At 51.8% G+C, this 18,577-nt stretch carries 21 protein-coding genes; 15 read left to right on the forward strand and 6 right to left on the reverse strand.

What is annotated here, in order from left to right; translation table 11 throughout:
* Positions 1-139: 139 nt before the first annotated feature.
* The gene (locus tag ACR9FF_RS03745) at positions 140-409 is read left to right on the forward strand and encodes a hypothetical protein (protein ID WP_201006653.1); all 270 of its coding nucleotides are present in this window, start codon (positions 140-142) and stop codon (positions 407-409) included.
* 953 nt (positions 410-1,362) lie between these two features.
* Here the strand turns inward: ACR9FF_RS03745 and ACR9FF_RS03750 are convergent.
* From ACR9FF_RS03750 to ACR9FF_RS03760, 3 genes are all read right to left on the reverse strand, one after another.
* Positions 1,363-2,334, reverse strand: a complete 972-nt coding sequence (locus ACR9FF_RS03750) for a diguanylate cyclase (RefSeq protein ID WP_435169114.1) — start codon at positions 2,332-2,334, stop codon at positions 1,363-1,365.
* A gap of 18 nt (positions 2,335-2,352) precedes the next feature.
* Complete coding sequence (locus tag ACR9FF_RS03755; RefSeq protein ID WP_435169115.1) at positions 2,353-3,159, reverse strand: alpha/beta fold hydrolase; 807 nt, start codon at positions 3,157-3,159, stop codon at positions 2,353-2,355.
* A gap of 97 nt (positions 3,160-3,256) precedes the next feature.
* A complete protein-coding gene (locus tag ACR9FF_RS03760) occupies positions 3,257-4,057 on the reverse strand; it encodes a helix-turn-helix transcriptional regulator (RefSeq protein ID WP_435169117.1) in 801 nt (266 codons plus the stop codon).
* A gap of 208 nt (positions 4,058-4,265) precedes the next feature.
* On the opposite strand from ACR9FF_RS03760, the gene ACR9FF_RS03765 reads away from it, so the two are divergent.
* From ACR9FF_RS03765 to ACR9FF_RS03785, 5 genes are all read left to right on the forward strand, one after another.
* A complete protein-coding gene (locus ACR9FF_RS03765; RefSeq protein WP_435169119.1) occupies positions 4,266-5,036 on the forward strand; it encodes a stalk domain-containing protein in 771 nt (256 codons plus the stop codon).
* A 15-nt stretch (positions 5,037-5,051) separates the two neighbouring features.
* Positions 5,052-6,563 (forward strand): hypothetical protein, encoded by a 1,512-nt coding sequence (locus ACR9FF_RS03770; RefSeq protein ID WP_435172027.1) that lies wholly within the window; start codon positions 5,052-5,054, stop codon positions 6,561-6,563.
* A 123-nt stretch (positions 6,564-6,686) separates the two neighbouring features.
* On the forward strand, positions 6,687-7,145 hold the full coding sequence (locus ACR9FF_RS03775; RefSeq protein ID WP_435169121.1) for a GNAT family N-acetyltransferase: 459 nt from the start codon (positions 6,687-6,689) through the stop codon (positions 7,143-7,145).
* A 143-nt stretch (positions 7,146-7,288) separates the two neighbouring features.
* On the forward strand, positions 7,289-7,633 hold the full coding sequence (locus ACR9FF_RS03780; RefSeq protein ID WP_435169123.1) for a hypothetical protein: 345 nt from the start codon (positions 7,289-7,291) through the stop codon (positions 7,631-7,633).
* Between the two features lie 83 nt (positions 7,634-7,716).
* The gene (locus ACR9FF_RS03785; RefSeq protein WP_435169125.1) at positions 7,717-8,379 is read left to right on the forward strand and encodes an HD domain-containing protein; all 663 of its coding nucleotides are present in this window, start codon (positions 7,717-7,719) and stop codon (positions 8,377-8,379) included.
* Between the two features lie 268 nt (positions 8,380-8,647).
* On the opposite strand, the gene ACR9FF_RS03790 is transcribed toward ACR9FF_RS03785, so the two are convergent.
* Positions 8,648-9,106 (reverse strand): VOC family protein, encoded by a 459-nt coding sequence (locus ACR9FF_RS03790; RefSeq protein ID WP_127496614.1) that lies wholly within the window; start codon positions 9,104-9,106, stop codon positions 8,648-8,650.
* A gap of 201 nt (positions 9,107-9,307) precedes the next feature.
* Here ACR9FF_RS03790 and ACR9FF_RS03795 point away from each other — a divergent pair, with 201 nt between their 5' ends.
* The 4 genes from ACR9FF_RS03795 to ACR9FF_RS03810 all read left to right on the forward strand — a co-directional run bounded on the left by ACR9FF_RS03795 (position 9,308) and on the right by ACR9FF_RS03810 (position 12,738).
* Positions 9,308-10,198: an ABC transporter ATP-binding protein gene (locus ACR9FF_RS03795; protein WP_116394006.1), complete on the forward strand. Its 891-nt coding sequence runs from the start codon at positions 9,308-9,310 to the stop codon at positions 10,196-10,198.
* 16 nt (positions 10,199-10,214) lie between these two features.
* Positions 10,215-10,973 (forward strand): ABC transporter permease, encoded by a 759-nt coding sequence (locus ACR9FF_RS03800; RefSeq protein WP_435169128.1) that lies wholly within the window; start codon positions 10,215-10,217, stop codon positions 10,971-10,973.
* Positions 10,974-11,047: 74 nt separating this feature from the next.
* Positions 11,048-12,136: a sensor histidine kinase gene (locus tag ACR9FF_RS03805; protein WP_244935696.1), complete on the forward strand. Its 1,089-nt coding sequence runs from the start codon at positions 11,048-11,050 to the stop codon at positions 12,134-12,136.
* Positions 12,136-12,738: a response regulator transcription factor gene (locus ACR9FF_RS03810; RefSeq protein ID WP_373864168.1), complete on the forward strand. Its 603-nt coding sequence runs from the start codon at positions 12,136-12,138 to the stop codon at positions 12,736-12,738. Before ACR9FF_RS03805 ends, ACR9FF_RS03810 begins: the two co-directional genes overlap by 1 nt.
* 157 nt (positions 12,739-12,895) lie before the next feature.
* Here the strand turns inward: ACR9FF_RS03810 and ACR9FF_RS03815 are convergent, their stop codons facing one another.
* Positions 12,896-13,294, reverse strand: coding sequence for a GNAT family N-acetyltransferase (locus ACR9FF_RS03815; protein WP_435169131.1), 399 nt, complete (start codon positions 13,292-13,294; stop codon positions 12,896-12,898).
* Positions 13,295-13,371: 77 nt separating this feature from the next.
* A complete protein-coding gene (locus ACR9FF_RS03820) occupies positions 13,372-14,256 on the reverse strand; it encodes a LysR family transcriptional regulator (protein WP_435169133.1) in 885 nt (294 codons plus the stop codon).
* A 110-nt stretch (positions 14,257-14,366) separates the two neighbouring features.
* On the opposite strand from ACR9FF_RS03820, the gene ACR9FF_RS03825 reads away from it, so the two are divergent.
* The 5 genes from ACR9FF_RS03825 to ACR9FF_RS03845 all read left to right on the forward strand — a co-directional run bounded on the left by ACR9FF_RS03825 (position 14,367) and on the right by ACR9FF_RS03845 (position 18,534).
* Positions 14,367-14,780, forward strand: coding sequence for a tautomerase family protein (locus tag ACR9FF_RS03825; protein ID WP_435169135.1), 414 nt, complete (start codon positions 14,367-14,369; stop codon positions 14,778-14,780).
* Positions 14,773-15,084, forward strand: coding sequence for a carboxymuconolactone decarboxylase family protein (locus ACR9FF_RS03830; protein ID WP_127496620.1), 312 nt, complete (start codon positions 14,773-14,775; stop codon positions 15,082-15,084). The genes ACR9FF_RS03825 and ACR9FF_RS03830 overlap by 8 nt, the downstream gene beginning before the upstream one ends.
* Before the next feature lie 131 nt (positions 15,085-15,215).
* Positions 15,216-15,791 carry a GNAT family N-acetyltransferase gene (locus tag ACR9FF_RS03835; RefSeq protein WP_435169138.1) on the forward strand — a complete coding sequence of 192 codons (576 nt, stop codon included), beginning with the start codon at positions 15,216-15,218 and terminating at the stop codon, positions 15,789-15,791.
* Between the two features lie 204 nt (positions 15,792-15,995).
* Positions 15,996-17,774, forward strand: coding sequence for a cache domain-containing sensor histidine kinase (locus ACR9FF_RS03840; RefSeq protein ID WP_435169140.1), 1,779 nt, complete (start codon positions 15,996-15,998; stop codon positions 17,772-17,774).
* Positions 17,746-18,534, forward strand: coding sequence for a response regulator transcription factor (locus ACR9FF_RS03845; RefSeq protein WP_201006694.1), 789 nt, complete (start codon positions 17,746-17,748; stop codon positions 18,532-18,534). The genes ACR9FF_RS03840 and ACR9FF_RS03845 overlap by 29 nt, the downstream gene beginning before the upstream one ends.
* The last annotated feature ends 43 nt before the right edge of the window (positions 18,535-18,577 follow it).

The raw sequence follows: 18,577 nt of genomic DNA on the forward strand, positions 1-18,577 counted from the left end.
GATTTGACTGTCTTAACAATCTTACTCGTAAATTTCTTAATGTAAAGCAGAAGATGGCTGCGGGTAGATTAAGTTTTTGTGGCATGGTACTATTTGGGTATAAATGGGAATTGAGCGTATTGGGGGAGGGGGAGTTGGCATGATCTATTTAGGAAGCGTTATTCTGGGCTTTATCTTTATTTTGCTTATCTATCGGATATTCCGCTATAAATTAACGAAGTACAATCGCGAGAATGTTGGTCTAAGCATGATTGCGTGTTTGGAGCTTGTTGTATTTCGCAGAGAGTTTGTTGAGTACCGGGCAGCTTATATTCTTCTCGTTTCCGTTGCTTTACTCTTCGCGGCTGTGTTCGGTTATGGTTTATTGTTTAAAAATAATGGGGTTAACGAGAGGCCGGGCCATCGTTGATGCTGCCTAGGGTAGCTTAACGATACGGCGTATCGTTAAGGCCGTGAAAAAGCAGCTAGTTAGCCGCCTTAACGATGCCGCGCATCGTAAAGTCGGGCCGTATTGGGCGGACGTGGTCGAAAGTGTGCATCCACGCATTGCTTAACGATACGGCGTATCGTTAAGGCCGTGAAAAAGCAGCTAGTTAGCCGCCTTAACGATGCCGCGCATCGTAAAGTCGGGCCGTATTGGGCGGACGTGGTCGAAAGTGTGCAGCCACGCACTGCTTAACGATACGGCGTATCGTTAAGGCCGTGAAAAATCAGCTCGTTAGCCGCCTTAACGATGCCGCGCATCGTTAAGGATGCCCGTTTTGGGTGGATGTGGTCGAAAGTGTGCATCCACGCACTGCTTAACGATACGGCGTATCGTTAAGGCCGTGAAAAAGCAGCTAGTTAGCCGCCTTAACGATGTCGCACATCGTTAAGACTGCCCGCAATGGGCGGAAGTAGCCGAAACTGTGCATACGCACGCGGCTTAACGATGCGGCGCATCGTTAAGGTTATGAAAAAGCAACTCGTTAGCCGCCTTAACGATGCCGCGCATCGTTAAGACAGCCCGTATTGGGCGGATGTGGTCGAAAGTGTGAATCCACGCACTGCTTAACGATACGGCGTATCGTTAAGGCCGTGAAAAAGCAGCTAGTTAGCCGCCTTAACGATGTCGCACATCGTAAAGACAGCCCGTTTTGGGCGGATGTGGTCGAAAGTGTGAATCCACGCACTGCTTAACGATACGGCGTATCGTTAAGGCTGTGAAAAAGCAGCTCGTTAGCCGCCTTAACGATGCTGCGCATCGTTAAGGCGACCCGTTTTGGGCGGATACTGGGTGCATATCGCCCAAAAGCGTGCGGATGCAGAGGCTGGGTAAATGATAGAGGCAATCCATACCACCGGTATGGACTGCCTCTATCATTAATCGCGGTAATGCGTAACCTGATTGCGCCCGTTGTTTTTCGAGAGATAGAGCGCTTGATCGGCCTGCTGGAGCAGGGAAAGCTCGGTGTCCGCGGCAGAAAAGGTTGCTGCGCCGATGCTGATGGTAATACGCAGATCGCCAAGCGGAGTCGTCTCCGTGGCCGCACGGTACCGCTCCGCGGCAGCAAGTGCCTGCTCCTGATCCAGTCCCGGCAGCAGAATGACAAACTCTTCTCCGCCGAACCGGGCGACGACCGCCTCAGCCGGCGACTGCTCCTGCAGCAGCTGGGCCAGCCGTGTAAGAACAAGGTCGCCGACAGGATGGCCATACGTATCGTTGATGCTTTTGAATCGGTCGATATCTGCGATACAAAGCGAGAACGCGGCTTCCGTCTGCTCTGACAGCTCCGTATACTTTTGCAGCTGCTCTTGGAAATACCGCCGGTTCTTTAATCCGGTTAACGGGTCTGTCGACGCCAGGGCCTCGAGCCGTTCATTGAGCTCCATTAGCTCTTGCTGCTTTTTCTCGTATTGGGCATGCAGCAGCTCCAGCCTGTGATTCGCTTCATTCGTCTGCTGATACAAGACCTCCAGCTGCTGCTTGGTTTTCATGATATCCTTCTCATGCTCAATCCGTTTCCGCATCTCAAGTGCCACGCAGTCGATCACGGCGTTGCCGTCCCGGTTCCTCTTGATGCCGTTCAGAAGAACGGGAAGATCCTTGCCGTCCTTCGTCCGAAACGAGAAATACATCTCGTCCACCTGGCCGTAAAGCTGAATGTAGGGGTAGAAGTACGTATGGAAAAACATTTTATTCGCCACCGACATCGTGGACTCGATATGCCGTTCCAGCAATTCCTCACGGTCGTAACCCAGCATCGTTAACAGTGTCTGATTGACCGATTGAATTAGCCCCTTGTCGGTAATCGCGAAATAACCGCAGGGAGCTTCATTTAACAGGGTATCCATTCAAATACTGCCTTTCTTTCAAGAGATAGCCAAATAATCCTTGATATACTGCGTTGTCTCCTCCGGATGACTGAGATGCGGATAATGGCCTGTTGCTTTCATATGCCTTAACGTGCTGTTCTTCAGCTGCGTATGCATGTACTCTCCGACCTCCGGAGGCGAGATGCTGTCATCCGTGCATTGCAAAATAAGCGTCGGGATTGAAGCGGAGGCCAGCTCCGGCCGGCAATCGGACAAGAAGGTCACTTCCGCGAACTGCCTGGCGATATGCGGATCTCTGGAGCAGAAGCTTTTCTCCAGCTCTGTCGACAGCTCCTGGCGCTCCTGATTCTGCATGACGATAGGGGCGAGGTAGCTTGCCCAGCCGATAAAATTCATCTGCATCATCTGCAGCAGCTCGTCAATCTCGCTGCGGTCAAAGCCTCCGTAATAGCTTGGGAGATCGTTGACGTACCGAGGGGAAGCGCCAAGCATAACAATCTGCCGAAAATATTTCTTTTCCCGGATCGAAGCAAGCATGCCAATCATACCGCTGACGGAGTGGCCAACGAATATGGCATCCTCCAAACGAAGCGTATCCATCACATCAAGCACATCTTCGGCATAGCCGTTTAAGCTGTTGTATTTGTCTGGGCTGTAATCTTTGATTTGGGATGCTCCGGAGCCGACGTAATCGAATAGAACAATCCGGTAGTCCTGTTCGAAAAGGGGGACCATATGCCGCCACATATTCTGGTCACAGCCAAAGCCGTGGGCGAATACGATAGCCTGTTTACCGTGGCCTAGCACTTTTACGTTATTGCGCGAGAGAATATCCATATTCATAGACGGTCTCCTCTCTTGAGAGAAGTGTAAAGCTATGAATATTATATCGGATTATTCTGGAATTGGGATGAACAATTGTAGATTTGTGTCGAATTTACTAGAGGAAGGATGAGGAAGGTTTCGGGTGCTTCCGAAGCTGAATGGGAGTGTGCTGGCTGAAAGATTTAAATTCCTTCATGAAATGGGATTGGTCAAAATAACCGCCTTCCATCGCGACATCCGTCAAGGAGGATGCGCCTCTTACGATGCTGCCGAGCGAACGCTGGAAACGGATAATCCGATTGTACAGCTTGGGGGAGATGCCGAGGGACTGCTCGAATTTCGTGCGGATATAACGTTCGGAGTAGCCGGTATCCTCTGCCAGCTCGCGGATCGTAACGCTGCCGTTTGATCGCTGCATGGAGGTCAGGCAGTAATCAATCATCCGGATCGAACGGACATCGCCGGACAGAATGGGCATACATAGCTTTTCAAAGCCTGTTATCCGCTCGGAGAAACCTTGAAGCTCCGCAATAATAGCGCCTGTATTTTTGTATTTAGATAAAGAATCCTTGAATGGGACCTGGATCTCGATGACTTCCTTCAACGGCAGATTAGGCAGCAGAAGGCTTAGCCTCGCGGACAGACGAACCCCGAAATAGGTCGTATCAGACTCGAAATAAAGCGCTTTTCCCTGCAGCACGGTGCCGCAAACCCTGGCGGAAGGTTTTCCGGGATGGCAGCAGAAGAGAAGGTCGACACAGCCGTCCGGCACGACATGGATCATCCGCCCGGACGCATCCGTCTTGAACTGATAATAGATAACGGGCTGGCCGCTATAATGGATTTTTCGTTCGATATAACCCGTCGTTTCCCATTCAAAACCGTACTGGATGCCGCTAACGAGTTCCTCCATCATCTGTGTTCGTTCCTCCCGCAACCTTAATCTCTCGCAACCTTAATATGCGTACAACAATAACAAAGGCATTGTTCTTTCGTCAATGAGTTTAAGTTATATTTTCTAACACAATTTTTGAGATAGTTCCGTTTTTTACAATTCCTCGCTCTATTATGTCAGGTAAATTAACGTCAAGGAAAGACGCAAGAGAATGGGGAGGCACACAAAGATGAAGAAATTAAAGGGTTCGCTTGCTAAAAAATCGGCGGTACTAGGCACGGCTTTAACGGTTGCGCTTGGCAGCGGGGTAGTCGCTCCGCTATCTGCACCAACAGCTGAAGCGCATGGAGGCTCGGAGGATTTTGTTCCGCTTCGCACAACCTTGGAGGAGTTTGGGGCTGAGGTGAAATGGGACAGCTTCGCGGGAACCATTACAATTACAAAGAACAGCACGCTGGTCAAGGTAAAACCGAATTCGAATATCGCCTTGGTGAACGGCCAACGCCTGGAGATGGAAGCCCCGGTCATTATGAAGAAAAGCCTGGCGTACGTATCCCATCATTTTATTAGCGAAGTATTCCAATCTGGTCTGGACCAGACGTTCCAGGTAGAGAAAAAGGCTAACCCGCTAAACCCGCTTACTTCCGCCGAGATTGCGGAGACGGTTAATATTTTGAAGGCGGAAGGGAAATTCGGGGACAACTACCGCTTTACCGAAATTACGCTCAAGGCTCCCCCAAAGGAGCAGGTGTGGAAGTTTGCGCTTGACGGCACGGATGTATCGGCTCACCGCTCGGCTGCGGTCGTTATTCTGGACGGCAAGCATGTCATTGAGGGGACGGTTGATCTGGCAACCAAAAAAGTGACCGCATGGCAGCCGGTCGAAGGCGCGCATGGCATGGTGCTGCTCGATGACTTCGGTACGGTTCAGACTGCTATTGAGGAAAGCGAGGAATATGCGGCTGCACTGAAGAAACGCGGCATTAACGATGTGAAGTAAGTCGTATCCACGCCGCTGACGGTTGGTTATTTCGACGGCAAGGACGAGCTGCAGCAGGACAAGAGGCTGCTTAAGGTAGTCGCTTATTTGAACACGGGAGACGGCAACTACTGGGCGCATCCGATCGAGAATCTGGTCGCGGTGGTCGATCTCGAACAGAAAAAGGTGATTAAGATTGAGGATGCCGGCGTCGTGCCGATTCCGATGAAGGCAACCCCGTACGACGGCAGCAATATGACAGCCGCAACGCCTTCGAAGCCGCTTGAAATTACGGAGCCGGAAGGCAAGAACTACACGATTACCGGCAATACGATTCATTGGCAGAATTGGGACTTCCACCTTCGCCTGGACTCCCGCGTAGGTCCGATTCTGTCGACGGTCACTTATAACGATCAAGGCAAAAAGCGCAAAATCATGTACGAAGGCTCGCTTGGCGGCATGATCGTTCCTTATGGCGATCCGGATGTAGGCTGGTACTTCAAGGCTTATCTCGATTCGGGCGAATATGGCATGGGGACTTTGACCTCCTCGCTTGCCCGCGGCAAGGATGTGCCGGACAACGCGGTGCTGCTTGATGCGACGATCGCCGACTACACGGGCGCTGCGATGAACATTCCAAACGCGATGGCGATCTTCGAGCGCTACGCGGGTCCGGAATACAAGCATCAGGAGATGGGACAGGACAATGTCAGCGCGGAAAGACGCGAGCTTGTTGTCCGCTGGATCAGCACGGTAGGTAATTACGATTATATTTTCGACTGGGTATTCGCGCAAAACGGCACGATCGGCATTAACGCGGGCGCTACCGGCATTGAAGCCGTAAAAGGCGTAGAGTCCAGCACTATGCATGACGAGACCGCTGCCGGCGATACGAAATACGGCACGCTGATTGACCATAACATCGTAGGTACAACGCATCAGCATATTTATAACTTCCGTCTCGATATGGACGTGGACGGCGAGCAAAATTCCCTGATGGAGATTAATCCCGTCGTGGCGGACAATACGGCCGGCGGTCCGCGCGAGAGCACGATGCAGACCGATACGCGTATTGTGGGGACGGAGCAGGAGGCAGCTCAAAAGTTCGATGCTTCGACTATTCGCCTAATCACAAACACGAATAAAGAGAACAAGGTAGGTAATCCGGTCTCCTATCAAATTATCCCGTATGCCGGAGGCACGCATCCGATTGCCAAAGGAGCCAACTTCAGCAAGGACGAATGGCTGTTCAACCGCGTTAACTTTATGGATAAGCAGCTTTGGGTTACGCGCTATCACGAGAATGAGCGTTATCCGGAGGGCAAATACCCGAACCGGGCGAAGTCGGATACGGGGCTTGGATTGTTTACCTCGGATAATGAATCAATCGTCAATACGGACAACGTGGTCTGGATGACAACGGGCACCACCCATGTGGCGCGCGCAGAGGAATGGCCGATTATGCCGACGGAATGGGTGTATACGATGCTGAAGCCGTGGAACTTCTTCGACCAGACGCCTACGCTTAATTTGAACGGCAAAAAGTAAGCATGGTTTTGTACAGGGGTCTCTTGCGGGACTCCTGTTTTTAGTTGTTCCTTCGAGTCTAGCAAGCTATAATGTTAGAAAATATAACGTATAGGCTGGGATGCCGGGAAAGAGGAGCTGACAATGAATAGAGAGATTGTCCAGGTTGCCCATGACAACAAAGATTTGCATGAATTAATCCGGAAGCTGGACGAGGATTTGGCAGAGCGCTATTCCAATCCGGACGAAGTGTTTGCGGTGGATTTCTCGGATCCGAAGGTGAAGAACATGATCTTTATGGTCGCGTATATCCATGGAACGCCGGTCGGCTGCGGCGCTATTCGTCCGCTGGACGAGTCGACCGTTGAGCTGAAGCGCTTCTATGTAGACCCGAGCTGCCGGAGACAGGGGATTGCTGGCGCCGTTTTATCCGCTCTGGAGGATCGGGCAATCGCGATGAACCGCCGGATTATGCGGCTGGAAGCGGGAGCGCCGCAGCCGGAGGCCCTTCGTTTTTACGCAAGCAAAGGCTATTACGAGATCGACCGCTTCGGCGAGTATACGGATTGCGAATCCAGCCTCTGTTATGAGAAGGTGCTGTAACTTATGGAAGATGAACTCCGTCCTTAGAGGCGGAGTTTTATTTTGTCAGCTTTAGCTTGCGGCTAGTGATGGTTCTCGATTAACATTATCGGTAGAAAATGACAAATGGAACCCGGACCTTTAAGAAGGGAGCTGCAGAGGATATGAATGACGGTCTGTTTGGCGGAGCATTGGAGAAGGTTAATCCTTACTACTATTTAGGCGGATTTGTTGGCTGTATCGCCGGTTACGCCATGGCGAAGATTTATCTGATCTGGGCGATGATGTTCATTGACGGCGGATATGACCGATTCACCAGCGATGCATGGAATCCGGGCTCGACGCCGCTGTGGTATACGGCTACAAGTCATACGGGCGCATTTACGTTTGGGGTTACCGTACTTTTTATCGTAATCGGGGTTCTGTTCGTTAAGCTATGCAGGGTTGCCAATGATAGAAATGCAGCTCAAGCCTTCCAAAAAGGCAAGGAGGAGACGCGAGACGCATGAATACGGCCAATAAAATTACGCTCTCCGGTTACAACTACATAAAGAAAAACGTACATCTATTAAACGCTTGAGGTGAAACAACCATGACAATCACACATGACGATAAAGAGAAGATGATCCGCGAAGCGGAAAAGTTCAGCCGTTCCGTACTGGAGAACGATACAAGCGGCCACGACTGGTGGCATATTCACCGGGTCGTGCAGATGGCGAAGCGGATCGCCCGCGAAGAAGGGGCGGATCCGTTCGTCTGCACGATTGCGGCGCTGTTGCATGATGTGGCGGACGAGAAGCTGAATCCTTCGAAGGAAGCGGGACTGCAGAAGGTTGAAGCGTGGCTGGAAGCCAATCTGCCGGAAGAAGAACATCGCGCGCACGTGATGGATATTATCTCGAACATGTCCTACAACGGAGGGAAAAATCCCCCGATGCGCACCCTGGAAGGGAAGGTTGTGCAGGATGCCGACCGGCTTGACGCCATTGGAGCTATCTCGATCGCGAGAGCTTTTGTATACGCGGGCTGGAAGGGCACGCCGATCCATGATCCGGCTACTCCGCCCCGCGGCGAGATGACCGCGGAGGAGTACCGGAACGGGAAGAGTACGGCGATCAATCATTTTCACGAGAAGCTTCTGAAGCTCAAAGACCTGGTTAATACGGATGCTGCCAGAAAGATAGCCGAAGAACGTCACCTCTACATGGAGCAATTCGTAGAACGGTTCTACGAGGAATGGGACGGGAACCGGTAGAGCAGGTAGTGGCCGAATGACGTCATTGCACGAATTGCAGTATATTCCCCTAATTAAGCCTTATACATAGAAATATCCTGCACGAAGTGCAGGATATGGGCAGCTAAACCGCCCCATTCAGCCATAATCCATCTAATATACTGTATTCTGTACAGCATAATTCACCAGACGCCCTCTCTCACAGTCCATATCCTGCATTTCGTGCAGCGGGATCTATTCAACTGACCCTCACGCGATATAAAACAGAAAAATAAGACCCCTAGAGGTCTTATTTTTTCGTCTTGATTTCATTCCACTCGCTTAAGTAAGGAACATGGTTAAGATTCTGCGGCTCATCGTCCAGCCAAGCCATGAACTCGAGCTCATTGCCGTCATGGTCGTTGAAATAGACGCTTGCAGCCGGCATCCACGCGTGGACGAAAGGCTCCGGTGGAGCCTCTTGTTTGCCAAAGCCCGGAAGCGGGTGGATTCCCCGTTCGACCAGCCAGTCCGAAGCCGTAAGCAGCTGATCAAGCTGAACGCCAAAAGCGAAATGACGCGGCTGCAGCTTTTGTCCTTTGGGCAGCTCCTTTAACGCAAGCAGGTCTCTGCGTTCTCCTACATAGAAAAAAGCAGACCTCCGCTCGGGCTTATGCAGCGCAAGGGTTAGCCCCAGCTTCTTATAGAACTTGATGGAACGGTCTAAATCCGTCACCTGTAAATGGGTTTCGAAGATGGAATCAATCATGTCGGTAAACTCCTTTAAGAAATGCCTGTTTGTCCTATTGTAACTTATCATGCCGATGATATGACATTTGTCATCCCAAAGAGATTACGTTCATGCGTGGGAGTCAGCTGCTCGAAAAGGTAAGATATGTATACAAGGAAGACAACAACTTGAGAGAATAAACAGCACAACAAATCATAGATAGCGGGAGTGAAGCAGACAATGAGTTACGCAATCGAATTGGATCGGGTCTCGAAGATCTACCAAGGGAAAAAAGCGGTAGACCAATTATCGCTGAAGGTGGAAAAGGGCACGGTGATCGCGTTGCTTGGGCCAAACGGCGCCGGCAAAACAACAACGATCTCCATGATACTGGGGCTGAAGCAGCCAACCTCCGGAACGATCAAGCTGCTGGGCGGAAGCCCGAAGGACATCAAGGTTCGCAACCGGATAGGCGCGATGCTTCAGGATGTCAGCGTCATCGATAACTTGAAGGTAGCGGAGACCATTGAGCTGTTCCGCAATTACTACAGCAATCCGCTCTCCTTGCAGGAGCTGCTCCGGATCTCCGGCCTGGAGAAGGAAAAGGATAAAATGGCCGCCTCCCTCTCCGGCGGACAACAGCGCCGTCTAGGCTTCGCGCTTGCTGCGGCGGGCGATCCCGAAATTATTTTCCTCGACGAGCCAACGGTAGGCATGGACGTCACTTCCCGCCAAATGTTCTGGGATACGATCCGTTCGATGGCGGACAAAGGCCGCACGGTTGTTCTGACGACGCACTACCTGGAAGAAGCGGATAGCCTCGCAGACCGCATCGTCGTTATTAATCAGGGCAAGGTCGTGGCGGACGGCTCGCCAAGCCAGATCAAAGCCGAAACAACGGGCCGCGTCATTTCCTTTACGGCGGGTGCTTCCGTAACGAACGACCAGCTGCAGGCGCTGCCGGGAGTTATCGACGTGGAATGGAACGGAAGACGCGTGAAGCTTCATAGCCGGGATACCGACCGGTTGATTATAACGTTGATCGAACAGCGTTTTGAGATGAAAGATATCGAAATTCAAAGTGGCGGCCTTGAGGATGCATTCCAGGCGATTGTCCACTCTACGAACTAAGGGGGATCTATTATCAATGAGTCAATCCACAAGCATGAAGGCAAGGCTGGCGCAATGCAAAGCGGAGCTGCTGCGTACCGTCCGTAACCGCCGTTTCGTTATTTTCTCGTTTATTATGCCGGTTGTGTTCTACTTTATCTTTACCAATACCGTTGGCGATAATGTGCAAGTTGGCAATGTCGATTGGAAAGCCTATTACCTGATGTCGATGACGGTGTACGGCGTGGTTGGAGCGAGCTTGACCTCCTATGCGCAGCGGCTGTCGAGAGAACGGAGCCAGGGCTGGCTGTCCCTGCTCAAAATCACGCCGCTTCCTTCCTGGTCTTATGTATTGTCCAAAGTATTGTCGCAAGCGGTTATTAACCTGGCTATTATTATCGTTATGTTTGTGGTTGGCGGAGTCTTCAAAGACGTTAACCTGAGCGCTTCCACCTGGATCGCTTGCGGACTGTTTATCTTTATCGGCGGCTTCTCGTTTATGGGTCTTGGCACCTTGATCGGCTCGATCAAAAATGCGGATTTTGTTCAAGTCCTTTCCATGATATGCTATATGGGACTTTCCATTCTGGGCGGTCTGTGGTTCCCGACGGACACGATGTCCAGCACGATGAAGACCATTGCTCACCTGACGCCGACCTATCGTCTTGGCCAAGGGGCTTGGGACGCCGTTGCCGGCGTGTCGATTAACTGGACCGGCGTAGGAATCCTGGTTGCTTATGTCGTGGTATTCCTTGCGATTTCGTCTTATATCATGAAAAAACAGGAAGCGGTGTAATGCAAAAATACTTGCATGATTTACGTCGATTAATAATGAAGCGGCCCCCCGAAGGAGGGCCGCCCATTTTCTTTATGCTGTTATGGCTTATCTATATTTTATTTCCGGTCATGGCACTCGCCGAACGGCCGCCCGAAGAGCAGTGGATAGGCTTCCCGCTTATTGTTTTGTTTATCGCAAGTTACATCGCGGGGCATTTGAGCAAAGCCTGGCGTATTTGGGCGGTTATTATTCAATTGCTCGTGATCGGGTATTTCAGTTGGCGGTATGATGAAAGCTTTATGTATATGGGCTTTTTTACGGCATCGCTTGTCGGCATGCTGCCAAACCTTCGTCAGATCGGAATTGCCATGTCCGGCGTGCTTCTGTTGTACGGGATGGAGGTCTGGCACTATGAAGAAACGAACGGCCTGGAAGGGCTCTATAATTTATTGCCTGCTATGCTTGCGGTACTGCTGGTTCCTTTTGTCATGTTTATCGGGCGACGGTCCAGAGTGCTTCGCGCGCAGCTTGAGCTTGCCAATGATGAAATTTCGCGTTTATCCATTCAGGAGGAGCGGCAGCGGATTTCCCGCGAGCTTCATGATACGCTGGGCCATACCCTTACGATGATTACGCTCAAGAGCGAATTGGCCGAGAAGCTTATTGCCCACCATCCGGACCGGGCGAAGCAGGAAATCCGGGATGTTCAGCTTACCTCCCGCGCTGCGCTGAAGCAGGTCCGGGAGCTGGTTACGGGAATGAATACGGTAACGCTGCAGGATGAGCTGTCGAATGCGAAGCGGATACTGGCAGCGGCTTTTATAACCATCAAGGTGCAGGGCGATCCCGTTTCCGCTTCCTTAAGCCCGCTTATCGATAATATGCTGGGCATGTGCCTGCGCGAAGCGGTAACCAACGTCGTGAAGCATAGCGAAGCCCGGCAATGCGTGATTGATTGGGCAATGACACCCGATCAGTATCGCTTGGTTATCCGGGATAACGGGGTTGGCTGTGATCTAGCGGAAAAAGGACCGGCGCATAACGGACTTAGAGGGATGCAGGAACGGCTTAATCTGGTGGACGGCAAGTTTGAATTCAAGTCCACGAAAGGCAGCGGCAGCGTTATTACGATTACCGTGCCTAGAGTACACTCGTCATCGAAGAAGGGAGACTCCACATAATGAGAGTGCTTGTAGCCGAGGATCAGGGAATGCTGCGAGGTGCGCTCAGCGCCCTATTGGATTTGGAAGAGGATATCGAGGTCGTTGGACAAGCGGAAGACGGTGAACAGGCACTCGAGATGATTCGCAGCTTGAAACCGGATATTTGCGTGATGGATATCGAGATGCCCAAGCTGACCGGACTTGATGTTGCGGAACGCCTTCGTGCGGATAAACATCCTTGCCTCGTTGTTATTCTGACAACATTTTCGCGCTCCGGGTACTTCCAGCGGGCGATGAAGGCAGGAGTGAAGGGCTTCCTGCTCAAGGATTCCCCGATCGATGAGCTGTCCGCGGCGCTTCGCAACGTCAATGGAGGGAAGCGGGCGGTTAGTCCGGAGCTTGCCTTATCGTTCTGGGAAGCGGAGAATCCGCTTACCGAGCGGGAGCGGGAGGTGCTTCGTCTGGCGCGGGAAGGTCTGCCTGCCGGCGAGATTGCGTCCCGGCTGTTTCTATCCGCGGGTACCGTGCGCAATTACTTGTCCGAAGCCATTCAGAAGCTTGACGCGAAGAACCGGATTGATGCGATCGGAATCGCGGAGAAAAACGGCTGGCTCGATTAGAAGGCTGCTTGGCTTGCAATCGTACAGGTTCATCGGCTGGTTGAAGTCTGCAAATCGAAGGAAAAAGCAAAAGTACAGTTCATTCCGATGAAAAAATGCTCAAATGAGCATCTTGCCGCGGATGAGCTGTACTTTTTCATTTTAAAGGATCGGAGGATTATCTTACCCGCTTAATCAGGAACGCGTTGTCGGCTTTGTTAAAGCCGATCTGAGGGTAATAGTCCATGGCGGATGGCGCGGACAGCAGAAGAAGGGCAACCTCTTCGCCTATGTGCTCCCGCAGCTGGTTCACCAGCTCCGTGCCGATGCCCAGACGTTGATGCGTCTTGCTTACGGCCAGATCGGAGAGATAGCAGCAATAGGAGAAGTCGGTAACCGCCCGGGCAATGCCGACAAGCTCTTCGCCATCCCAAGCCGAGAGAATGAGATCGGCGTTGTCGATCATTTTCTGAATGCGGGCTAGATCATCGACCGGTCGTCTGATGCCGGAGCTTCGGAATACTTCGGCGACTTGCACGGCTGTAAGGGGAGCTCCAATGCGGTATTCAACTGGCATGGCGGATACACCTCTTTTTACGATTTGTTTATTAAGAAAAATATAGGGGATTGCTCGTTCTGTCAACGGTCTTTTCGTCAAGCCTCATTGAACCAGACCTCTTTGATGATCCCGATAAGCCGCTTGCGCGCTGCCGATGGATATGCCGTGTCCCGCCGTTCAAGCAGACCAATAGGGATTTTATGCTCCTCCCAGTCAACGGCAAACGGTAATACTCCATCTGGCAGAGGGGTGGAAGCAAGGACAACGCCGATAAACGGCGAACGTGCCGCAAAGCCCGGAATGGCAGAGATTTGGCTGACCGAATGGAGCATCGGCATGCTGTCGAATCTGGCGAGCTGCCTCGATAAGTGCAGATAGTACAGACAAGTTGGCCCGCCAACTACCATCGGATAGGGCAGCAGCTCCTGAAAAGGAAGACGGCCTCCGCCGCGCTGGTGAAGAGGATGGTCCTTGGCCGCCGCAAAAACAATCCTCTCCTCAAGCAAAGGTTCGAAGCGCAGGCCAGACAGGTCGGGAGGCTCGCCGCATATCGCAAAGTCCAGCTGTTTATGGCGAAGCTCGCCGGCCACCAGGTCGGTGTTGCCAATCACGAAATGGCAGGCGATCTGCGGCTTTTCTTCCCGGAACCGCCATAACGCTTCCGGCATGATCTGCCGGGCAAGCATCTCCAGCATGCCAATGCGAAGGGTGCCGGTCTCCTCCCGCAGAATCGCTTTTGCCTGATCCGACGCATAATGCCAGTGCTGAACAAGTTGCTCTACCTCCGCGGCGTAGATTTGCCCGGCGGGGGTCAGCTCGGCTTCCCAGCCCCGGTCAAACAGCTGGAAGCCGAGCTCTTTTTCCAGGCGCTGAATCTGGTTCGTTATGGTGGACTGGGCATAATTCAGCTTGGCTGCCGCCTTCGCGAAGCTGCCTTCCTGCAATATCGTTTGAAAAGCGGTTAGTTCCTTCAGATCCATTTCGAAGCATCTCCATCTACGAATTTGAATGAGTTGTTTGATTAATTCAATTATATAGATGAAACGATTAGATATACAATAAAGTCATCTCATTCAGGGAGTGATGACAGATGCCTTTTATCCGGGTCAGTTATAGGGAAGATCAATATAAGCAGGAGGAGCTGTCGGCGATCAGCCATGCGATTCATCAGGCGCTAACCGAGCATTTTCGCGTGCCGGCGGATGATTATTTTCAGGTGTTTCATGGCCATAAACCAGGGGAGTTCTATTATGATCCGGCTTATCTGAAGGTCTCGCGTACGGACCGGCTGCTCTATATCCAGATTACTTTGAAGTCCGGACGGACGGAGGAACAGAAGAGGAGCTTTTATGCCAGACTTGCAGAACTGTTGCCAGCTTGCGGAGTGAGGGCAGAGGATCTCTTTGTTGTGCTTGTTGGCACGGAATTTGAGGACTGGACGTTTGGGAACGGAATAGCCCAAATGCTTGAACGGAAGAGGGAGGAGGCGCAACGCGATGCATAGAAAAATCGATACGGCTCATATCGCGCCTGCCTATGGAGATACCTCGTTTGCCCGTTATACGGAAGATATCCTGTTCGGAGACTTGTGGCGGAGGGAAGAACTTTCACTGCGCGAGCGGAGTTTGATTACCGTAGCGGCTTTGGTGGCCGGCGGGCATATGGAGCAGCTCCCTTATCATCTGCAGCTTGCCAGGGAGAATGGTTTATCGAAAGAAGAGCTGACGGAAGCGGTCACGCACTTGGCTTTTTATGCGGGATGGCCTAGGGCCGCTTCCGCAATGGACCGTATTCGGAATCAACAGTAAATGTAACCGCAGGTTATGGCATCGCAAGATGCTTATCCTGCGGTTTTTCTTGTCTTGACAAGCAAGGATGAACATGAAAATAATAGTAAAAAATGGATAAATTTATTTGGTTAGGGAAAGGAGCTGCTGCGATGAATATTACAGCGCTGGAAGGCAAGCGGATTAAGCTGCTTCCCCTAGCGGAGGAGCATGCCGAGCCGTTATTTGCCTGCTCGCGCTCGGACGAATTATGGGAACAGCTGCCCGTCAAAGTCCATACCCTGCAAGAGATGGAGCGTTTTGTACAAACGGCGATACAGGGAAGAGAACGGGGGGAAGAGTATCCGTTCGCGGTTTTTGATAAGCAGCTGAACCGGCTTGTCGGGACAACGAGATACCTCCGTATCGCCCCGTCCCACCGCAACCTGAATATCGGCTGGACCTGGTATTCGCCCGAAGTTTGGCGGACAGCCGTTAATACCGAAAGCAAATATTTGCTCCTGAAGCATGCTTTCGAGCAGTGGGAGGCCGTCCGGGTCGAGCTTATCACAACAACCTCGCATCATCGCTCCCAGCGGGCGATAGAACGGCTTGGAGCAACGCGCGAAGGCGTGCTCCGCAAGAAATATAATGGCAAGGATTATGTTATATTTAGCTTTATTTCGGAAGAATGGCTTCCGGTGAAGGAACGTTTGGAGAAGCTTATGGACAGGGAGGTAATGCCGTGAGTTTTGCTCCAAAAAGGGATTTATGGCTGTCGGTTACGATCTGGGTTACGGTAGGCATCCTGGCGTTCTCGGCAATCTCGATGCCCCAGCTCAAGCTGGAATAATCTTGACTACCGAATAGCGAGGCCCCGATGAAGGGGCTTTCTTTTTTTTATTTATATTGTGTATAGTAATGGCGACAGATATTAGGCGGGGGTGTCCGGGTTGTTCCAGTTTAATCGCATGAACACGTTGCGGAATCAGATTTTTCTCGGATTCGTGCTCGTTATGCTGCTCGTCCTTGCTTCGGTAGGCTTTTTTACTTACGGACAAGTCTCGGAGCTGCTGCGCAATAATGCCGAAAATCATATTCAACAGACAGCGGTGCAGGCGACCGGCAAGATGGACGTTCTGCTCCATCAGATGGAGACGTTTACGATGCAGGTAGCCACCAACGCATCGATTCAGAGCCTGATGGCCAAGGAAGCGGGCGGCACCAACCTGACCTTCGAGGAGCGTCAGGTGCTTCAGCATGAAATCCGGAAGCAGCAGGCGTATGTAAGCGGCGTTCAGTCCATTGAATTGTACTCGAATGGCTTCCGGGTATTGTTCCCGCTGACGGATATCAGCCTGTACAACCGGGTGCCCAATGAATGGATCCGGGAGGCGGACCGTGCCGCAGGTCAGCTCGTATGGTTCGGCATCGATAAGAATAATCCGAATCAAATTACGGCGATCCGCCGCGTACGCCTGATTGACCAGTCCTTTTCCAATGCCGGGTATTTATTGGTCCGAATCGACAAAAAATATTTTGAGCTAATCGATGCGAATACATCCTCGGACGGCAAAGAGGAAATGGGGCTGATCGACGGCTCCGGCCAGATTATCGCGGCGAACTTCTCGGCTGACATTCCGCAGGACGTTCTTCAGAAGACGGACGGGAAGACCATCAGCATGCATGGCCGATTGTATATTCCCATTCAGAAGCAGCTTGAGGCAGCGGCAGGCTGGAAGGTGTTAATCCTGACGCCGGCCGAATATGCCGCTGAAGGAGTATCGGTGCTGCGCACGGCTATACTCGTATCGGTTATGGTTGGGGTCCTGTTGTTCCTGATCTTAACCTTTATCCTGTCGACCATGATTACGAGCCCGATTCTTAATCTGATCAAGGCGATGAGAGGCGCAAAATACGGTTCGCTGAAGCCTATACCGGTAACGTCCTCCACGCTGGAGATTAACGAGCTGAACAATACGTACAACCAGATGGTCGCTTATTTGAACGAGCTGATCGAAGTGGTGTACGAGAAGGAGATTATTCAGAGCCGAACGGAACTGAAGGCGCTGCAGGCGCAGATCAATCCGCATTTTCTTTTCAACACGCTGGAAGCGTTATATTGGGCGCTTGAGGACAAGGAGGAAGAAGAGCTGTCCCAGGTCGTTGTGGCGATGTCCGGGCTGTTCCGGTATGTGATTAACCGGGCGGACGATGACGAATGGGTAACGGTAGCCGATGAACTGGAGCATGCGGAGCGTTACCTGAAAATCATGGAGATGCGCTTGATCGACCGGCTGAAGTGGTCGATCGAAGGCGATGAGAGTCTTCGGGGCGTTCCGATTCCGAAGCTGCTGATCCAGCCGCTTGTCGAGAATGCCATCTCGCATGGGGTAGAGCAGCGAATCGGACAAGGCTCGGTTGTGATCGGCATAGAGAAAACCGAACGGCCGGGATACATTCGGATTTCCGTTACGGATAACGGCCCGGGCATGAGCTTTGACAAGGTGCAGTCGCTTTATGCGGCGATGAAGCAGGGACATGTCCATGATGCGAAGGGAAATGGGGTTGGCATCTCCAACGTCGACCGAAGACTCAGGCTTTACTACGGGGAAGAGACGCATGGCCTACAGATTCAAAGCGAGCAGGGAGCGGGCACAAGGATGTCTTTTGAAATACCGATTGAACATGGGGGCGAAGCAAATGAAGACGATTCTGATCGTAGACGATGAGCCAAGAACAAGAGAGGGCGTGCGGAAGGTGTTAGAGTCGTGGTCGGCAGGCCGCTACGAGATCACAACATCGTCCAGTGCCGTGGAAGCATTGGAATGGCTGGAGGCCAATGAAGCCAATCTGGTTATTACCGATATCCGGATGCCGGAGATTAACGGGCTGGAGCTTGTGGAGAAGCTGAGGGACAGGCAGCATCCGCCGGTTGTCATCGTCATTTCCGGCCATCCGCAGTTCGACTATGCCCATAAGGCTCTGCAATTTGGCGTTATCGAGTATTTGCTCAAGCCGCTGGACAAGAAAAAGCTGGTGGAAGCCGTGGAGCTTGCGTTCCGCAAAGAGGAAGAGCTCAACCGGATTGAACGCATGGAGCGGCTTGTCGATACGAAGCTGCTGGAGACGACCGAACAGGAGACCCAATACAGCGCGCCGGTGAAGGAAGCGATTCAGTATGTGGACGAGCGTCTGCATGAGCCGGTTACGATGCGGGATATCGCCGATCATCTGCATATGAACGCAAGCTATTTCAGCGTCCTGTTCAAGGAGCAGACCGGGCTGACCTTCAGCGATTATTTGACAAGACGCCGGGTGCAAAGAGCCAAGGAATTGCTGACCAATACGCGTCTGTCGATCAACGAAATTGCCGAAAAAGCGGGCTATCAGACGGCCAAATATTTCGTCAAAGTGTTCCGTTCGCATGAAGGAGTAAGTCCCGGGCAATATCGAAAAAATGTCTCGCACGCGGAGGAGACAATCCAATAAAAGTAGTATTTTTCCCAACTCACCATACCTTATGCTGCTGTGA

The organism is Paenibacillus glycanilyticus (assembly GCF_051200795.1).
Taxonomy (GTDB): Bacteria; Bacillota; Bacilli; order Paenibacillales; family Paenibacillaceae; genus Pristimantibacillus; species Pristimantibacillus glycanilyticus.